A 17,195-nucleotide genomic window follows, 5' to 3' on the forward strand; every position below is an offset into this window, starting at 1 on the left:
AGCTGCTCGAGCAAAGTGTCGGACTGCTCCAGAATTGCTGCCAGCTGTTCGTTACCTGCCAGCCCCCGTATTTCTTCCAAGTGAGCTTTGGATGGACGCTGGGGCAGGGGCGGATCGCCACCGGCATGATCGGCCAATTCTGCAAGCCTGGCAAGAAATTGCCCGGCTACTGAGGATTCCTCGCCCGCTTTACAGTTAAACCCAGCAGTTTGGAAAAGATTTCGCAGCTTCATGCGGCTGCGGACATCTATGGTTACCGTTTCTACTCGGAAGTCGGTGGCCGAAATCTTGGCTTGATCCAATTGACCGCGGTCAAGTTGCACACCTTTATACAGAGCGCGGAGGTGTCCAGTGGTAAATAGCGTAATCAAAGCAGCATCAATAGCATCACGCGGCCAACCATAAGGTGCTTTTTCAAAGGTTTCGCGAATTTCCTTGCCTGTCTTGCCAGAACCAATGCCAGAAAGAATAGCCGAACAGACTGGGTGTTTTTCGGGCGCATCATTCCACCCTACAGCTTGGAAGGCGGCTTCGTCGCCATTCTTAGCTCGATTAATAACGGCTGGCCACCTGTCGTCATCGGCCTCTCGAAACTCTCGAAACAGGCGATCTAAGGAGGCCTCAGCGGCTTCGCGTATTCTTTCCTCCAGGGAATGCTCAACCCGCTCCTGACCCCCACCCTGGAACACTTTAGCCGCATTAATTACCTCCCGAATAATGCTGTCTCGGGTGGCCTCTGCCATTCTCATGCGGGTAACCATGGCATCGTGAGCTTCCCGTCCCGGATCTGAGCTAGGGGTACCCTTAAACTCGATGGTTGCCTTAGCCGCCTCGTATTCGAGAATGGCTTTTTTCAGATCCTCGGCGCTCAACTTGGGGATATACACGAAAATGGTCGGGCTATCGCTACCCGCAGCCCGGGCATCGGCCACTACAGCGCTTTCGCTTTCTCCCCAGCCATCGCGAACCCAGACCGGGATCTCATTGCCCTTGGCCTCGGGTGGTTCACTGCCAAAATAAATCGCCAGCTTACGCGGCTCCTTGCACTTCCCCTGGAGGAGTCTGATGTTTCCAAGGACGTCCATACAAGCCGAATTCAACAGTGCCGAACGTTTGCTAGACAAAGCTGTAAAGTCGCTATTTAGCCGGGTTTGCCGGTTGCGGAATTCGCGGTCCCATTCACTGCTTTCCCTAGTCTGCAGACTGTATTCTTCATCCAGCTTAATGAGCTTCCCCTGCTCAACCAATTCCTCGAGAATCCGGGGAATCTCTCTCCGCAAGGTAGGCCCGTCATTGGCTAGATCGCTGATCAAAAGGTCCGCCAACATGTCGGCAGTGGCACGGACGCCAATGTCGGCGATGCCTTCGCGAGGGAGCTTGCGAATGAGGAATATGAGGGCGCAGAGGCGTTTGGCTAACGAGCCCTCCGGCGTCCCATCCTCTAGGTTACGAATGATCTCATCGATCTCCCGTAAGAGAACCCCAGTGCGCAGCAAATCCGGCTGGAGTTGGTCAAAAATGAAGTCCGCCGGTATGACCGTACCCAAAGGTTGGGCGGCAACCTCCCGCACAGCATCGTGAACAATGCGCAGTTGGGTACGCAGTTGGCTGCTAGTCCCGGGAATGTCAACAGAGCGAAGGACATGCTCCCAGAACCGGCGCCGGGTAGGCAGAAGCGGGTAATCTTCAACAATGATGTTCCGATCTTCGCTTCGAGGGGCAATTCGGGTACTCACAAGCTGGCGTTCAATTTCGCCAGCGTGGGCGGTCAATACTTCTTCGATGCTTTTAAGCTTGTCTGCCTTTTTAGCCAGCACTACCCGGCGAGTAACAGTCTCGACATCCGTGTCAGAAAGTTCCACGGGTACGGTAAAACGATCCTTTAATCTCTGGAGAAGCGGAAGGCTGCCGCTTAGCGCCGTTTGGCCAGCGCCTACAAGCAGTATCCGGCTATCAAGCTGCTTACAAAGGGCCTCAGCTACCTCTTGAACATCATATGAACGAGCCGTGCTGTCACCGATAAACAGCTGGATTTCGTCCAGCACAATTGCCGTACAGGGAAGCTGGCCGTCTACAGATAGGACATCCCGAATGATGCGAATAAACTCGGTCGTCGGGATATCGTCCGCATCGGGAAACTGAGTACGAATGGTAACCCGCACCTGTTTGGGATCTGGGGCAAAATTAGGGTCGGCCTCAAGCAGCGCTTGAGCCAACACCGGGCTAGCGTATAGATGGCGTAGCTCGTGTCGAAAATCCTTACCTTGGTCTTCAACGAGCCTCCTGACCTTATCATAGATTCCGTTTTCTTGTAGCCAAAGGCAAAACTGCGCCTGCGGCAAAGACTCCGGCAGGCCCTTCGACCGGAAGATGATACTGAGAACAGCAAGGCGGAGACTCTTCCCTCCTCCAGACGGCAGCGTCCCTGCCGCGGCATGAAGTCCACCACATCTTTTCCCTAGAGTATCAAGCTCTTTAAGAAGATCCTTTACTTCAACTGGTAGCGAAGCTAATTCCCGAGCAGTGGCTCCATCCGTACCGAGCTTGGTGTTAACCCACAAATGACGCAGCATTTTCAGGAGATGGGACTTACCGCTGCCGAAAAAGCCACTCACCCAAACAGCTGGCTGGCTGGTGGAATTCACATTGCTCAAGTAAGACTCTAGGATACGTATGAGTCCATCTTTGTATTGTCCTTCGCAAACGAAATGCTCCAATTCATAGCGGAGGGTTTCAATCTCCTTTGAGGTTGTCGCTTCCGCAACTGTGGCTACTCCGTCGTTAACTAGCCTTGAAGCAACGGGGTCACGCTGGAAGATCTCATAGTTTCTCATAGGTCATTCACCCCATTATGTAAGGTGATGGGAATGGCCAAGTAATTCCACCCATCTCGGGCATCAAGTAAGCGGTAATTGTTGTTTTCAAATTCGCCGGGGAAAAACACTAGCAGTCGACCACGGATATCCCGTACAACCTCCCTCAAAACAAGCGAAAGCTTGGTAAACCCATATAGACTGGCCACGCCATAGACAGCAACTACAGTATTAGCGTCAACATCCTTATCAGTGAGCGCTTGGCGGAGCTCTTCAGCTGCAAAATGTAGAAACTCGGTTTCAAGCGGCATCGCTAAGTCTTCCGGCTCTTGGAAGTAGATTTCCTTGTATTCCAAGGAGCACATCCACCGGGCAAAGGTCTTGGTGAAGTCCACCAACTTCCACTTATGTCCGGCACCAACGGTGGCCATTTCAAAGAGCTCTAGCCTAGCCCGAATTCTTCGCTCCTCGGCCTTAGGATAGACAATAAAGATGGTCCTTTGCTCACCAGCTAGATTCCGCTGCCATGGTGTAGCGATGTGGTTGCGATAGCGGTTAGCTAGCTCCTCAATTCTTCCCACGGATCAATCTCCTTTCATCCTCAGTCAGCATCCGGTCAACTGAAACCTCGATCATGCCCCCAGCATACCTGATATCCAAAAAGCCAAGGCGCTTAGCCTCCACCGCTAGGGAGGTAAACTCTTCCGCCGAGGTATCCAGCACCCTGGCCCATAGTGTTTTGAACAGACCAGGCCCCCGAGCACCCAGCAAGTAACCCAAAAGGAGAGCATAGCTGGTAACGATAGGCGTAGGCTCAACCTTCTGACGAATCTTCCGAACCCGTCCTTTTAGGTGACCGGATTGGGTCCAGGAGGAAGAAGCGTTGCGCACGACCTTATCAAGCGTACGGTCATTGAATCTATTCCTCGTGTTTTCCCGAAGAGCGTCAATCATTTGCTGCCGGGCCAGTTCCTCTCCAGGCCGCATTTGCAAGATGGGCAAAGAGGTGACCCGCAACAGAGGATCTCTAGCCATAGCGGCAAGCAAACCTAGGAGGGGACGCCCTTTTTCGTCCATGTCCCAGAAGCAACGTAAAACCCTAAATATAGCTAGCGATGGATCAAGACCGTATAACTCCCGCATCCGCTGGCTAGAAATTCTTCGATTTGCGACTGTCCGCTTCCCCAAGCAATTATTGCCAACAATGGCGTTCACGTATATGTCACGGGTGGCCTTTTCGCCGCATTGCTGAAATAGCAACGACAGATCTCTTATCATGATAGTCCTGCTAGTATGAGTGCCTTTGTCACCAAAGCGGAAACCGAGCTGCTCCCAAAAGGTATAGGGTGGGGGAGCTTGACCTTGCATGGCTTCGACCAGAATCGGATCATTAGTCACGTATGTTGCACCGCCTTTTTCGCCGGCAAGTTTGCCGTCAAACTTATCCTAACTTATTTTGGAAGGCTTAGCAAGAATAAGAGTGGAACTTTTCTGTTTACTGGAAGTTTGATAGCTGGAGAACTGGGTACTGGTAGCAACAGGCTTTCTTTTGGCCTCCTGCGCGAACGTCAAAAGGGACAAGGGAATTGGTTCCCTTGTCCCCTTATGCTCGATTTTGGCCTAGCGCCCACACTGCCGTTTCTTTATCACCCGGTCATTAGCCAGCGCGGAAGGCATGGGTGTGCCTACTCTGGTATCTACTCCACCGTCACGCTCTTGGCCAGGTTGCGGGGTTGATCGACGTCGCAGCCGCGGGCAACGGCAGCATAGTAGGCCAAAAGCTGCAGCGGGATGACCGCCAGGATGGGCACCCACTGGGGCGCCGTCTGGGGCAGGACCAGCATCTCATCCACCGCCTCGGCCACCTGGCTTTCCACCTCCGGCACCGTCACGCCGATGGTCCAGCCGCCCCGGGCTTTGACTTCCTTGATGTTGCTGATGGTCTTCTCGGCCAGGTGGGGCTGGGTAACCAAGCAGACGACCGGCACCCCTTCCTCAATGAGGGCCAGGGTTCCGTGCTTCAGCTCCCCGGCGGCATAGGCCTCGGCGTGAATATAGGAGATTTCCTTGAGCTTGAGCGCCCCTTCCAGGGCCGCAGCATAGTCAAGCCCCCGGCCGATGAAGAAGGCGTTTTGATGCTGGGCGATCCGCTGCGCCAGCCCCCGCACCTGCTGGCTGAGATCCAGGGTTTGCTGGGCCTTCCGGGGTATCTCCGCTAGCTCAGCCCCCAGCCAAGCCAGCTCCCGCCGGTCAAAGGTACGGCTGCAGCGAATTTGAGCCAAATACAGGCCGATCAGGCCTAAGGCCAAAAGCTGGGTGGTATAAGCCTTGGTAGAAGCTACGGCTATCTCCGGCCCGGCCCAGGTATAGAGGACATGGTCGGCTTCCCGGGATACCGAGCTTCCCACCACGTTGGTAATGGCCAGCACTCGGCTGCCCCGCCCCTTGGCCTCGCGCAGCGCCGCCAGGGTGTCGGCGGTCTCGCCCGACTGGCTGACCACCGTCACCAAGGTCTCCGGCCCCAAAAGGGGCACGTCCCGGTAGCGAAACTCCGAGGCCAGGTCCACCTCCACCGGCAGGCCCACCAGGTGCTCCCACAGGCGCTTCCCCACCATGGCGGCATGGTAAGCGGTACCGCAAGCTACGCCGTGGATCTGCCGCAAGCTGTTGATATAGTCCTTCTCAAGCCCTAGCTCCTCAAGGCTAGGAAGAAAGCCTAAACCGCCTTCGCCGGGTGTAAGCCGCCCGGCCAGAGTATCGCGCAGGGCGCGGGGCTGCTCAAAGATCTCTTTGAGCATGAAGTGGTCCCAGCCTTCCCGCTCCGCCGCCTTGGCATCCCACTTGACCCGGAAGATCTCCTTAGTCACCGGCAAGCCATCGGGACCAAAAACTTCAGCCCCACCGCGGCTCAGGCGGATGACCTCGCCATCGTCAATCAGGAGAGTATCCCGGGTGTACGGCAACAAGGCCGGGATGTCGGAAGCCAGGAAATATTCCCCATCATTTAAGCCTACCACCAGCGGGCTATCCTTGCGGGCGGCTACGATCTCTCCCGGAGCTGCCTCGGAGATCACCGCCAGGGCGTACGACCCCCGTACCGCCTCCACCGCCGCCCGGACCGCCTCCAGGAGGCTTCCGCGCTCCTTTAAATACTTCTCGATCAGGTGGGCCAGGACTTCGGTATCGGTTTCGGAGGTAAAAACGTGGCCTTCCGCCAAGAGCTTGACCTTTAGCTCCTGGTAATTCTCAATGATCCCGTTATGAACCACCGCCAGCGTGCCCGAGCAGTCGGTGTGGGGGTGGGCATTGGTATCGGAAGGCGCTCCGTGGGTGGCCCACCGGGTATGGCCAATGCCGATGTTGCTGGCGACATGGGTTTGACTAAGCTTTTCCTCAAGAACTGCCAACTTACCTTTAGCTTTATTTACTTTAAGCTTGTTATCGTTAAGCACGGCAATGCCAGCTGAATCGTAGCCGCGGTATTCCAGCCGGTGCAGGCCTTCAAGCAACACAGGTACCACCGGCCGGCTACCTACATAGCCAACTATTCCGCACATCTCGTCTCCTTTCTCCTACCCAGCGTCCTTTGTCCCCGCGATTGCTCACGGGCTTTGTAACGCCTTTAACGGTCGTAGGCGACCGGAGGGCATCCGCCGAAAGCTTCGATAAACCCTCACCTCGTCGACCGCTAAACCCTGGAGGCTAGCGGTCCTGGCGCTAACCAGATTCCTCGGCGACCTTTTTTAAAATATGGGACTCGCCCTTCCTCGACTTACCCTTTCATTCTCACCCCCTAGCCATAATTGGCTCGCTCTTTTCATGCCTGGTTGGGCGGCGGCTAGGTTAGATACCTTTCCACCACTTCTTTTAGACCGCCTAAAATCGATTTGAGTTCCCCTTCATCAGGACCTTCGGCCATCAGCCTCAACACCGGCTCGGTCCCCGAAGGCCGTACCAATATCCGCCCCCGGCCCGCCAGCTGCTCTTGGGCCGCTTGGACTGCCTCCTTGAGAGGCTGGCAATGGTCGAGGCCGTTTTTGTCCCGCACCCGCACATTGACCATCAACTGGGGCAAGCGCTGCATCTGCTTAGCCAGCTCGGACAGGTCGGCGCCAGTGGCCGAGATCACCTGTAAAAGCTCTAGAGAGGTAAGCAGGCCATCGCCGGTGGTTTGATTATCCAAAAAGATTACATGGCCCGATTGTTCACCGCCCAGAGCGGCCCCGCTCTTCAGCATTTCCTCAAGGACGTAGCGGTCCCCAACCTTGGTCTGAATTACCTCCACCCCTTCCTTCTGGAAGGCCTGGTGTAGGCCTAGGTTGCTCATCACCGTCACCACCACCCGGTCATTCAAAAGCCGCTTTTGGCGCTTACGCTCGAGCCCGCAGATGACCATGATGGCATCGCCATCCACCAGGTTGCCTCGCTCATCCACGGCAATGACCCGATCGGCATCCCCGTCATAGGCTAGCCCCAGATCGGCGCCATGGTGGACTACCGCCTGCTGCAGCTGGGCCGGATGGGTGGAGCCGCAGGCGGAGTTGATATTGACTCCATCAGGGCTGGCATTGATAACCACCACCTCCGCCCCCAAATCGCCCAGTAAATTGGGGGCCAGCCGGTAGGAAGCCCCGTTGGCGCAATCCACCACTATGCGCAGGCCCGCCAAGTTAGAGGGTATGGCTTCCTCCAGATAATCGATGTAACGCAAGGGGGCATCGGGAAGTTCAACTACCCTCCCCACCTCTTTGCCTACCGGCGCCGGGGTAGCATCCCAAGCTGAGGTAGCTATGGCCTGCTCAATTTTTTCTTCCACCGCATCTGGGAGCTTGAACCCATTGCCGCCAAAGAACTTGATGCCGTTATCTTCCATGGGATTGTGGGAAGCAGAGATGACCACTCCCGCATCGGCACCTAAAAGCCGGGTCAACACTGCCACCCCCGGGGTAGGAACTACCCCCACCTTGAGCACATCTCCACCCATGGAACAAATCCCGGCCACCAAGGCTGCCTCCAGCATATCCCCGGAGATGCGGGTATCCCGCCCCAACACGATGCGGGGGCGCCGGTTGCCCTCGGAAAGCACCAGAGCCCCAGCTCGACCCAACTTAAAGGCCAATTCCGCTGAGAGCTCCCGATTGGCCACCCCCCGAACTCCGTCGGTACCAAAGAGATTACCCAAAACTTTCTCCCCCCGCTTGCCAAGTCATGTTGATGTTCCGCGGCTTAAACTATGTGGCGGCCTGCTGATTATGGCCGCGCCCATTATATCAGTTATGCCTCGCCTCATACTATATGTTTATGCGCCAGCGCGCCTATTGGGCCCCAGTCTGGCTCAAGCCTAAGGGCTTGGGCGGAAACTCCTAGATTGCCTGGCCTTTGCTACTGCCATCACAGCCGGGACGCCACTGCCCCCGCGGCTGCCAAAGCCTAGGCCCCGCCTGCGGTTTTGCCTATCTCCACCACCGCCATCACCTGGAGAGTTCCCGGCAAGTTAGTCTGGGCCGGCACCTGAAGCTTGACCTCCTGGGTAATGGTGCGTTTGGCCCCACTGATATCGATAGGCTCAGTATTGATGGCCAGGAGCTGGTCCAGCACGTTCTGGGGTCCAAAAACCACCACCGTCTGAGGGCTGACCAGGATGCGCTGAACCTGATAGCCAGGCGCTACTTGCCCGCTCACCTGCACCCTTACCGGCAACACTCGGCTGGGCTGCTCGGCCACGATGGGGATCCATACCGAGGCGGTGGCCGGGGTAATCTCCACCCACTCGTCCAGGTATTGGCCATTCTTACTCTGGGCCCGGAGCGGAACCTCGCCCCGGAAATCCTGATTGCGCCCAGAAAGGTCCACTTCCGCTACGATGCGCTGGACTTGGCTTAAAACCGCCTCGGGCCCGCTCACCGTTACCTGGGAAGGGCTGAGTACCGGCTCTGCCGCCTGCACCCCGGCCGCCACCTTGCCCTTGGCTACCAGCTCTACCTCCACGGGCCGAGAGGCCTTCTGGTCGATGATTACTTCCGCCTGGGCCGGTTCCACCGCCACCAGCTTCAAGGAAGGCGGCACCGTCACCTGCACCGGCACGGTATTGGCCCCCAGGTGCACCCCACCCAGGTTTAGGTAAGCTTGGATCTCCCGGGGGAGCACATGGTCCACGGTTCCCCCCTTTCCCTGCACCCGCACCTGGACGCGACTGGGCTTTTGGGCCACGACCAAATTATCAGCTAGCTGCCGGACCTCCAAAGGCACATCCAGGACATTTTCCCGCACCGGGTTGGTGGCCACAGCCACATAGAACCATAGCCCCACCGCAATGGCCACCGAAAGTATCTTTAAGAATAAGTCCGAGTTCCAAAAATCCTTCACTCTTTAACCCTCCGGCCCCACCACGGAGTGGAATTGGGTTCAGCGATCAACAGTTCTTGCAGGAGCTGGCGCAAATCGTTGGCCTCTAGGTAGCGGGTGAGCTTCCCATCTTCCGCCACCGAGATGGCCCCTGTCTCCTCGGAAACGATTACCACCACCGCATCCGAGATTTCCGATATGCCGAGGCCGGCCCGATGGCGGGTGCCCAGCTGCTTGCTCAGGTATGGGCTATCCGAAAGGGGTAAAAAACACCCGGCCGCCGCCACCCGGTTGCCGCGGATTATGGCCGCCCCGTCGTGGAGGGGAGAATTGGGCACAAAAATATTGAGTAATAATTCCGATGACACTAGGCCATCCACCTTGACTCCAGTCTCCATAAACTCATTTAGTCCAGTTTCCCGCTCCAGCACCACCAAGGCCCCGGTCTTGCGCCGGCTCATTACCTGGGTGGCTCGCACCACCTCATCGATGATTCGAGTGGCATCTTCGGGACCCAGAAGGCCAACCGGCCCCCCAAAGAATCTCCCCCTGCCCAGCTGCTCCAGGGTGCGCCTTAGCTCTGGCTGGAAAACCACCGGCAGCGCCACCAGGATAACCAACCGCAGCTGGTCAAGGATCCATTTGATTACCACCAGGTTTAAGGCCCAGCTGATGAGATAGGCGATGGCCAACACCGCCAAGCCCTTGATCAACTGGACGGCCCGAGTCCCGCGGATGAAGAGGAAAAAGCGATAGACAACATAGCTGACTACCGCAATGTCGACTACCATGAGAACATAATCGTACCAGTTGAAGAAGCGGAACATATTAAACCAGGAACCCAAGCCCTTCACCTCACCAGCCTTGTCCAACCAGTTGGGGCCGAACCATTTGCTGGCCAACGCGTCTTTATTATGCGGGAACCTCAGAAACTATTCAACAGTCGACCCCAAATCCCTTTTATACGCAAATAGTACAATTTTCCCGTCGATTAGGACGGCCTGCTGTTGAGCAAGGTTCCCGCATTCGGGGCAAGCCTCCGAACTCTGCGGTTTGGCCCAAGCAGTACAATTTTCCCTGGGTACAGTACAAGCACCAGACGGTTTGAGCTAGGGCTTGGCGCAAATAGTATAATTTTCCCCCGTAGGAATGGATTGCAGTTGTTAACTAACTCAAGTTGCATTACACTAAAGTGGACAAGGAGGGATGGGACTTTGCGCCTTCGGGTCAAACCTTGGCAAGCCTATGTGGCCATCATTGGCGTCATTTCCGGGTTCTTGTTGGTATCCCAAATTCAGGCTCAGCTGGCTCAACGAGCTTCCACCCAAGAAAATCGCAATATGGCCTTAGTCCGTGCCATCGAAAACAGCAAAAAACAAATTGACCAGCTAGGGAAAGAAATGGAAGCGCTGCGAAAGCAGATCAAGGATATGCAGGATAGCCAGCTCAGCGGCGAAAATGAAGTCAGCGGCCTCCAGGATAAGCTTACCCAGCTCCAGGGCCTGGCGGGCCTGACACCGGTGCAAGGGCCGGGGATTGTAATTGTCCTGGATGACAACACCGCCGGAGCCGAGGCAGCCAAGACTGATCCTAGCACCTACCAGCCTGAAGACTGGATCATCCATGACAAGAACATCCTTTATATAGTGAACGAGCTAAGGGAGGCAGGGGCTGAAGCCATCGCCGTCAATGACCAACGGGTGGTGGGCACCACCGAGATCCGTTGCCAAGGCAATGTAATCAACATTAACCAGGTGCCACTGGCGCCACCCTACGAAATCAAGGCCATCGGCGACCCGGCCCGGTTGGAACAAGCCATCGCCTCCGGGGAAGAGTTTCCCTACCTGAAGCTGCGGCAGTTTCCGGTTAAGCTTTCCCAAAGCCAACACTTGGAGCTGCCGGCTTACCGCAGCAACTTGAAAGTAGATGCCTTAAAGCCTCTCGGAGAAAAGGAGAATTCCTAGGGTGGCGGTTCTAAGAAAAGCTTTCCAACCCAAAAGCTGGACTCTAACCTTAACCTGCGTCCTCCTGGTTTTGGGAATCATGCTTTCCATTCAGTTTCGCACCCAGCAGGATCTGGCCAAGGTCCTCACTGCCCAAAAGACCGAGGATTTAGTGGCCATTTGGGATTCGCTGGAGCAGAAGCGGGGGGCGCTGGAGCAGGAAATCGACAAGCTCCGTCAGCAGCAGTTTAAGCTTTCCCAGGCCATCAACTCGCGCCAAACTACCATTGCCAACGCCGCCAAGGATATTGAAAAGCTGGAGTTGGCCCTGGGGGCCTTGCCGGCCTCCGGTCCCGGGATCACTGTAACCATAACCGGCGATACCCCGATCCTGTATTTGGACTTGATTGACTTGATCAACGAACTTTGGACCGCCGGAGCCCAGGCCATTGCCGTAAATGAGCACCGCATCACCGCTTACACTGCCATCGGCTTCACCCAGAAGGAGGAAACTTTAGGGATAACTATAAACGGCAAGCCGCTTTTATTCCCCATCGTGGTCAAGGCCATCGGCGACCCGCACACCCTAAAGACCGGCCTTACCTACCCCGGAGGCATAGTCTCCAACTTCACCACCATGTACAAAGTGCCTCCGGTCATTAGCGAAAAGGAAAAGATTGACGTGCCGGCGGCCACCAACCTCCCTAGCCTTCAACATGCCAAGATCAAAAGCTGAGGGTATGCTTGAGCTTCCACTTGCTCCCGATGATCCTTGCGGGCTAGGCTAGCTTCGCCTCAAGTGCCCAAACGGAGCTCGGGGGCTAAGGGGCCGCTTTGGCCTGGTCGGAAGGGAGGGCGCCCCTCTCCTCCCGCAGCAGGGCATAATCCATGCTATCCACCAGCGCTTGCCAGCTAGCTTCAATGATGTTTTCCGATACTCCCACCGTGCTCCAGGAGGAAGCACCGTCCTGGGATTCAATCAGCACCCGAACCTTGGCACCAGTACCATCCTTTTCATCCAGTACTCGCACCTTGTAGTCGGTGAGCCGCATCCGCTTGAGCACCGGATAGATGTCCTCCAAAGCTTTGCGCAGGGCATTGTCCAGGGCATTTACCGGGCCGTTGCCTTCGGCGGCGGTGTGGACCACGTGGTCCTTGACCCGAAGTTTAATCACCGCCTCCGAGATCATGTCTCGGTCGGCATGTTTTTCCACCAGGACCTTGAAGGACTCTAGTTTAAAGGCAGGGGCATAATGCCCAAGAGTTTTGCGCACCAAAAGCTCCAGGGAAGCATCGGCCCCTTCAAACTGGAATCCCTCGTATTCGAGCCGCTTGATTTCATCCACCACCGCCCGGACCGCATCGCCCAGCTCCAAATCCACTCCCAGCTCTTTTAGCTTGTAGCGGAGGTTTGCGGCCCCGGAGAGCTCGGAAATCAATACCCGCCGTTCGTTCCCCACCGCCCGGGGATCCACGTGCTCGTAGGTAGTGGCGTCCTTGAGGATGCCGCTCACATGCACCCCGCCCTTGTGGGCAAAAGCGCTCCGGCCCACAAAGGGCTGGCTGTTATGGGGAACCACGTTGGCAATCTCCCCTACATAGCGGGAGACATCGGTCAGCCGAGTCAGATTCCCTGGAGGCAAGCAGGCATAGCCCAGCTTGAGCTCTAGGTTGGGAATTACCGAGGCTAGGCAAGCGTTGCCGCAGCGCTCCCCATAACCGTTTATGGTCCCCTGGACTTGCCTGGCTCCTGCCGCCACCGCCGCCAGAGCGTTGGCCACCGCCAGCTCCCCATCGTTATGGGTATGAATCCCCAGGCGTACCTCCGGCCCTAAGGTACCGCCCACCTGTTCCACGATGTCCTTCACCTGGTGGGGCAAAGCGCCACCGTTGGTATCGCACAGCACGATCCAGTCGGCCCCGGCTTGGGCTGCCGCCTTGAGGGTAGCTAGGGCATAATCACGGTTGCGGATAAAGCCGTCAAAGAAGTGTTCGGCATCAAAGATGACTTCCAAGCCATGGGCTTTGAGAAAATGGACGCTATCGGCAATCATGGCTAGATTCTCTTCCAAGGTGGTGCCCAGGGCAGTTTCCACATGGTAATCCCAAGCTTTACCCACCAGGCAACCGCAAGGGGCCCCTGATTGTACCAGGCAAACCAAATTGTAGTCGCTTTCGGCCTGAGTCAGCGGCCGGCGGGTGCTGCCAAAGGCTACCACCCGGCTATGCCGGAGCCCCAAGGAACGCACCCGCTTGTAGAACTCCATGTCCTTGGGGTTGGAGCCCGGCCAGCCCCCTTCCAGGTAATCCACGCCTAGATAGTCTAGCTTGGCAGCAATTTTGAGCTTATCCTCCAGGGAGAGGCTGATTCCCTCCCCCTGAGCGCCATCCCGCAAGGTGGTATCATAAATATAGATCTTGGCCCTATCCACCACATCGTTGACTGCCATACCATCAACCCCTAAACTGGCTGCAGATGCTTCCGGAACGTTTCCCATGCCGGGACGCTGGCGCCGGCGAAAGACTGGCCTCGCCAGCGATCCGTACGGCTCCCCCCTCGCCCGTCGGCGGGCTGCCCGGCCAATCGGACCTCCATGTCCGTGGCCGGCTCCGGGCGTCCTGCCCTCCGGCCCGCCTTCGGGCTCGGTCTCGCCAACGGCTCGCAGGGCTCGCCCAAAGTCGCCTTACGCCAGCAACCCTGGCATTTTCATACTTCTTTTGGGTGGACCCCCATCCCCCATTCCCGGCCTTAGCTCTGCGTTGGCCAAGCCCTGGTCGGGCCTAGCCTGGGACTTAAGTCCTATTCCAAGTGCCGGCACACTAGATCGCCCATTTCGGCGGTGCTCACCTTCTGGCAACCCGGCTGCATGATGTCGGCGGTGCGGTAGCCTTGGGCCAGCACCTGGGCCACTGCTCTCTCGATGCTATGGGCAGCCTGCAGGTTGCCCACGCTATAGCGTAAGAGGAGGGCAGCTGAAAGGATGCTAGCCAGGGGATTAGCCTCGCCCCTGCCGGCAATGTCGGGAGCAGAGCCGTGGGCCGGCTCATAGAGCGCCGTCCTCCCTCCCAAGCTAGCCGAAGCCATCATACCAATGGAGCCAGAGATCATGGAGGCCAGATCGGTAAGGATATCGCCAAAAGTATTCTCGGTGACGATGACATCGAATTGGCTAGGATTACGTACCAGCTGCATGGCGCAGTTGTCTACATACATATGTTCCAGGTGCACCTCCGGGTACTCCTGGTGCACCTCATTGACTACTTCCCGCCACAGCCTAGAGGTCTCAAGCACGTTGGCCTTATCCACCGAAGTCACCTTATTTCGGCGCCCTTTGGCAGCTTCAAAGGCTACCCGGGCGATGCGGGCAATTTCCGCCGTGGAATAGACCATCATGTCGCTGGCCATTTCCCCGCTGGCTACCTTCTCCCGCTTTTTTTCACCAAAATAGAGGCCGCCGGTCAGCTCCCGCACCACCAGAAGGTCGGCGCCTTCGATTACTTCCGGTTTCAAGGTAGAGGCGCCCAGAAGCTCGGGGTAGACGGTCACCGGCCGCAGGTTGGCGTAGAGGCCCAAGTTTTTCCTAAGCGGCAACAAGGCCCCCACCTCCGGTCGGAGCCGGACTGGCAGATTATCCCATTTGGGTCCGCCCACCGCTCCCAAGAGCACCGCTTGGCTTTGGCGGCAGAGCTCTAGAGTTGCTTGGGGGAGCGGCTCTCCCACCGCATCCACAGCGGCTCCGCCCACTAGGCCCTCTTCCAGTTCCCACTGGATGCCGTGCTTTTGGCCTACCGCCCTCATGACCTTGACCGCCTCGGACACCACTTCCGGTCCAATCCCGTCCCCAGGCAAAACTGCTACTTTAACCATCGGCCAAACTCCTCCCTAGCCGGGCTGCCACATAGGGCATTAGGCCGCCCCGGTTGATGATCTCCTGCATGAACTCGGGAAAGGGCGTGGCCGGGTAAGTTTCTCCCCGGGTGCGATTGACGATCAACCCCCGGGCGGCATCCACCTCGATTTCATCCCCAGTAGTGACGGCAGCCGCAGCCTGGGGGGATTCAAAAATGGGTAGGCCAATGTTGATGGCGTTGCGATAAAAGATGCGGGCAAAGGAATCCGCTACCACGCAGCTTATTCCTGCCGCCTTGATGGCGATGGGGGCATGCTCCCGCGAGCTCCCGCAGCCAAAATTCTTACCTGCCACCAGGATGTCCCCAGGCCGGACCTTGCTCGGAAAATCGGGATCAGCATCCTCCATCACGTGGGCTGCTAATGCCCTGGGATCAGAAGTATTGAGAAACCTAGCCGGGATAATGGCATCGGTGTCTACGTCATCACCAAATTTCCAAGTTCTGCCTCGGTATTGCACTAGCGTACCTCCTCGGGGCCGGCGATGCGGCCGAGAATGGCGCTGGCCGCGGCCACAGCTGGATTAGCCAAATAGACTTCGCTCTCCCGGTGTCCCATGCGGCCAACAAAATTGCGGTTGGTGGTGGATATGGCCCGCTCCCCCGCGGCTAGGATGCCCATATGCCCGCCTAAGCAAGGCCCGCAGGTGGGGGTGCTCACCACCGCCTCCGCCTCTAAAAAGATATCCACCAGCCCCTCGCGCACGGCTTGCCGGTAAATGGCCTGGGTGCCGGGGATGATGATTAACCTCACTTCCGGGTGCACCTTGTGGCCCTTTAGTACCGCCGCCGCTTCCCGTAAATCTTCGATCCGGCCATTGGTACAGGAGCCGATGACCGCTTGGTCGATGGGCACAAAGCCCACCTGGCTGATGCCCCGGGAATTCTCGGGCAGGTGGGGAAAGGCCACTTGGGGCTCGATCTCGGATACATCGATCTCGATAATCTTTGCATAGGTGGCATCGGCATCGCTAAAGAGCCAGTCGGTGGCATCGCTAGCCCCACCGGCATCGCTAGCCCCACCGGCCAGAGCCGCCCCGCCCTGAGCTAGGCCCGGCGGTCGGTGCTCAGCCATGTAAGCCCAAGTCTTCTCGTCCGGGATAAAGATGCCGTTTTTGGCTCCCGCTTCGATGGCCATATTGGCCATGGTAAAGCGCCCGTCCATGGAAAGATCGGCTATGGCCTCGCCGGTAAATTCCAGGCTCTGGTAGCGAGCCCCGTCCACCCCGATGCGACCGATGGTGTAAAGGATAAGATCCTTTCCTCCTACCCAGGGTTGGCGCTGGCCCCGGTAAACCACCTTAATGGTCTCCGGTACCCGAAACCAGACCTCGCCGGTGGCCATGGCTGCCGCCATGTCGGTGCTGCCCACCCCGGTGGCAAAGGCCCCCAAGGCTCCGTAGGTGCAGGTGTGGGAGTCGGCCCCCACCACCAGCTCTCCCGGACCCACCAGCCCCAGCTCCGGCACCAAGCAGTGCTCAATCCCCATCCGCCCCACTTCGTAGTAATGGCGGATATGGAACTTGCGGGCAAATTCCCGTACCACCTTGGCCTGCTCGGCCGAAGCAATGTCCTTATTGGGGGTGAAGTGGTCGGGAATGAGCACCACCCGGTCGCTATCGAAGACCCGATCCAATCCTAAGCGCAGAAATTCCTTTATGGCTACCGGCGCGGTGATGTCGTTTCCCAGCACCAGATCCACTTTAGCGTTTATAAGCTGTCCTGGTTCCACCCGCTCCAGGCCGGCGTGGCGGGCCAGGATCTTTTCGGTTATGGTCATGCCCATTGCGGTTCCCCCTACCCTTTCTAGCCTACTTCCGCCGAAGCCATCCCGGCCTCAGCGTTGATGCGCCGCGCCCCTCCTGGCGGTTTGGACTTAACCTCATCCTCAAACTGCCAGGTAATCTTGTTCAGGGCATTGATGTAGGCTCGGGCGCTGGCCTCGATGATGTCAGTGCTGAGCCCCTTGCCGATAAAGGTTTTATCCTGGTAGGCCAGCTGCACCGTCACTTCCCCCATGGCATCGCAGCCGGAGGTGACCGCGTTTAGGGAGTAGTTCTTCAGGCTGACCTCCACCCCGGTAATCTTCTCAATGGCGCGGAAAGCAGCGTCCACCGGGCCCTCGCCGCAGGCCGCCTCTTCATATACTTCCTCGCCTACCCTAAGGCCGATGGTAGCCGTAGGT

The 17,195-nt window shown here is 57.4% G+C and carries 14 protein-coding genes; 2 read left to right on the forward strand and 12 right to left on the reverse strand.

Annotation, left to right across the window (positions count from 1 at the left end; translation table 11 throughout):
* The 7 genes from brxC to H5U02_09290 all read right to left on the reverse strand — a co-directional run.
* Window positions 1–2,834: BREX system P-loop protein BrxC (gene brxC / locus H5U02_09260; GenBank protein ID MBC7342616.1), on the reverse strand; the 2,834-nt coding region annotated here is incomplete at its 3' end.
* Window positions 2,831–3,394 (reverse strand): DUF1788 domain-containing protein, encoded by a 564-nt coding sequence (locus tag H5U02_09265; GenBank protein MBC7342617.1) that lies wholly within the window; start codon window positions 3,392–3,394, stop codon window positions 2,831–2,833. The genes H5U02_09265 and brxC, both read right to left, overlap by 4 nt.
* Window positions 3,381–4,091, reverse strand: a complete 711-nt coding sequence (locus tag H5U02_09270) for a hypothetical protein (GenBank protein MBC7342618.1) — start codon at window positions 4,089–4,091, stop codon at window positions 3,381–3,383. Before H5U02_09270 ends, H5U02_09265 begins: the two co-directional genes overlap by 14 nt.
* A 419-nt stretch (window positions 4,092–4,510) precedes the next feature.
* On the reverse strand, window positions 4,511–6,370 hold the full coding sequence (gene glmS / locus H5U02_09275) for a glutamine--fructose-6-phosphate transaminase (isomerizing) (GenBank protein MBC7342619.1): 1,860 nt from the start codon (window positions 6,368–6,370) through the stop codon (window positions 4,511–4,513).
* Window positions 6,371–6,651: 281 nt separating this feature from the next.
* Window positions 6,652–7,995, reverse strand: coding sequence for a phosphoglucosamine mutase (locus tag H5U02_09280; protein ID MBC7342620.1), 1,344 nt, complete (start codon window positions 7,993–7,995; stop codon window positions 6,652–6,654).
* Window positions 7,996–8,243: 248 nt separating this feature from the next.
* Complete coding sequence (locus tag H5U02_09285) at window positions 8,244–9,179, reverse strand: hypothetical protein (GenBank protein MBC7342621.1); 936 nt, start codon at window positions 9,177–9,179, stop codon at window positions 8,244–8,246.
* Complete coding sequence (locus H5U02_09290) at window positions 9,176–9,985, reverse strand: TIGR00159 family protein (protein ID MBC7342622.1); 810 nt, start codon at window positions 9,983–9,985, stop codon at window positions 9,176–9,178. The genes H5U02_09285 and H5U02_09290 overlap by 4 nt, the downstream gene beginning before the upstream one ends.
* Window positions 9,986–10,372: 387 nt before the next feature.
* On the opposite strand from H5U02_09290, the gene H5U02_09295 reads away from it, so the two are divergent.
* Together H5U02_09295 and H5U02_09300 are read left to right on the forward strand one after the other, a co-directional pair.
* The gene (locus tag H5U02_09295) at window positions 10,373–11,122 is read left to right on the forward strand and encodes a DUF881 domain-containing protein (protein MBC7342623.1); all 750 of its coding nucleotides are present in this window, start codon (window positions 10,373–10,375) and stop codon (window positions 11,120–11,122) included.
* A gap of 1 nt (window position 11,123) precedes the next feature.
* Window positions 11,124–11,837 carry a DUF881 domain-containing protein gene (locus H5U02_09300; GenBank protein MBC7342624.1) on the forward strand — a complete coding sequence of 238 codons (714 nt, stop codon included), beginning with the start codon at window positions 11,124–11,126 and terminating at the stop codon, window positions 11,835–11,837.
* 85 nt (window positions 11,838–11,922) lie between these two features.
* On the opposite strand, the gene H5U02_09305 is transcribed toward H5U02_09300, so the two are convergent.
* The 5 genes from H5U02_09305 to H5U02_09325 form a co-directional block, all read right to left on the reverse strand.
* Entirely contained in the window at window positions 11,923–13,551 is a 1,629-nt protein-coding gene (locus tag H5U02_09305) for a citramalate synthase (protein MBC7342625.1), read from the reverse strand.
* A 350-nt stretch (window positions 13,552–13,901) separates the two neighbouring features.
* A complete protein-coding gene (gene leuB, locus H5U02_09310; GenBank protein MBC7342626.1) occupies window positions 13,902–14,969 on the reverse strand; it encodes a 3-isopropylmalate dehydrogenase in 1,068 nt (355 codons plus the stop codon).
* Window positions 14,962–15,471 (reverse strand): 3-isopropylmalate dehydratase small subunit, encoded by a 510-nt coding sequence (locus H5U02_09315; GenBank protein MBC7342627.1) that lies wholly within the window; start codon window positions 15,469–15,471, stop codon window positions 14,962–14,964. The genes leuB and H5U02_09315 overlap by 8 nt, the downstream gene beginning before the upstream one ends.
* Complete coding sequence (locus tag H5U02_09320) at window positions 15,471–16,796, reverse strand: 3-isopropylmalate dehydratase large subunit (GenBank protein ID MBC7342628.1); 1,326 nt, start codon at window positions 16,794–16,796, stop codon at window positions 15,471–15,473. The genes H5U02_09315 and H5U02_09320 overlap by 1 nt, the downstream gene beginning before the upstream one ends.
* Before the next feature lie 20 nt (window positions 16,797–16,816).
* Window positions 16,817–17,195 (reverse strand): hypothetical protein (locus H5U02_09325; GenBank protein ID MBC7342629.1); only part of this gene is annotated, 379 nt, incomplete at its 5' end.

The sequence above is a fragment of the Clostridia bacterium genome, assembly GCA_014360065.1.
Lineage (GTDB): Bacteria > Bacillota > DSM-521 > Neomoorellales > JACIYF01 > JACIYF01.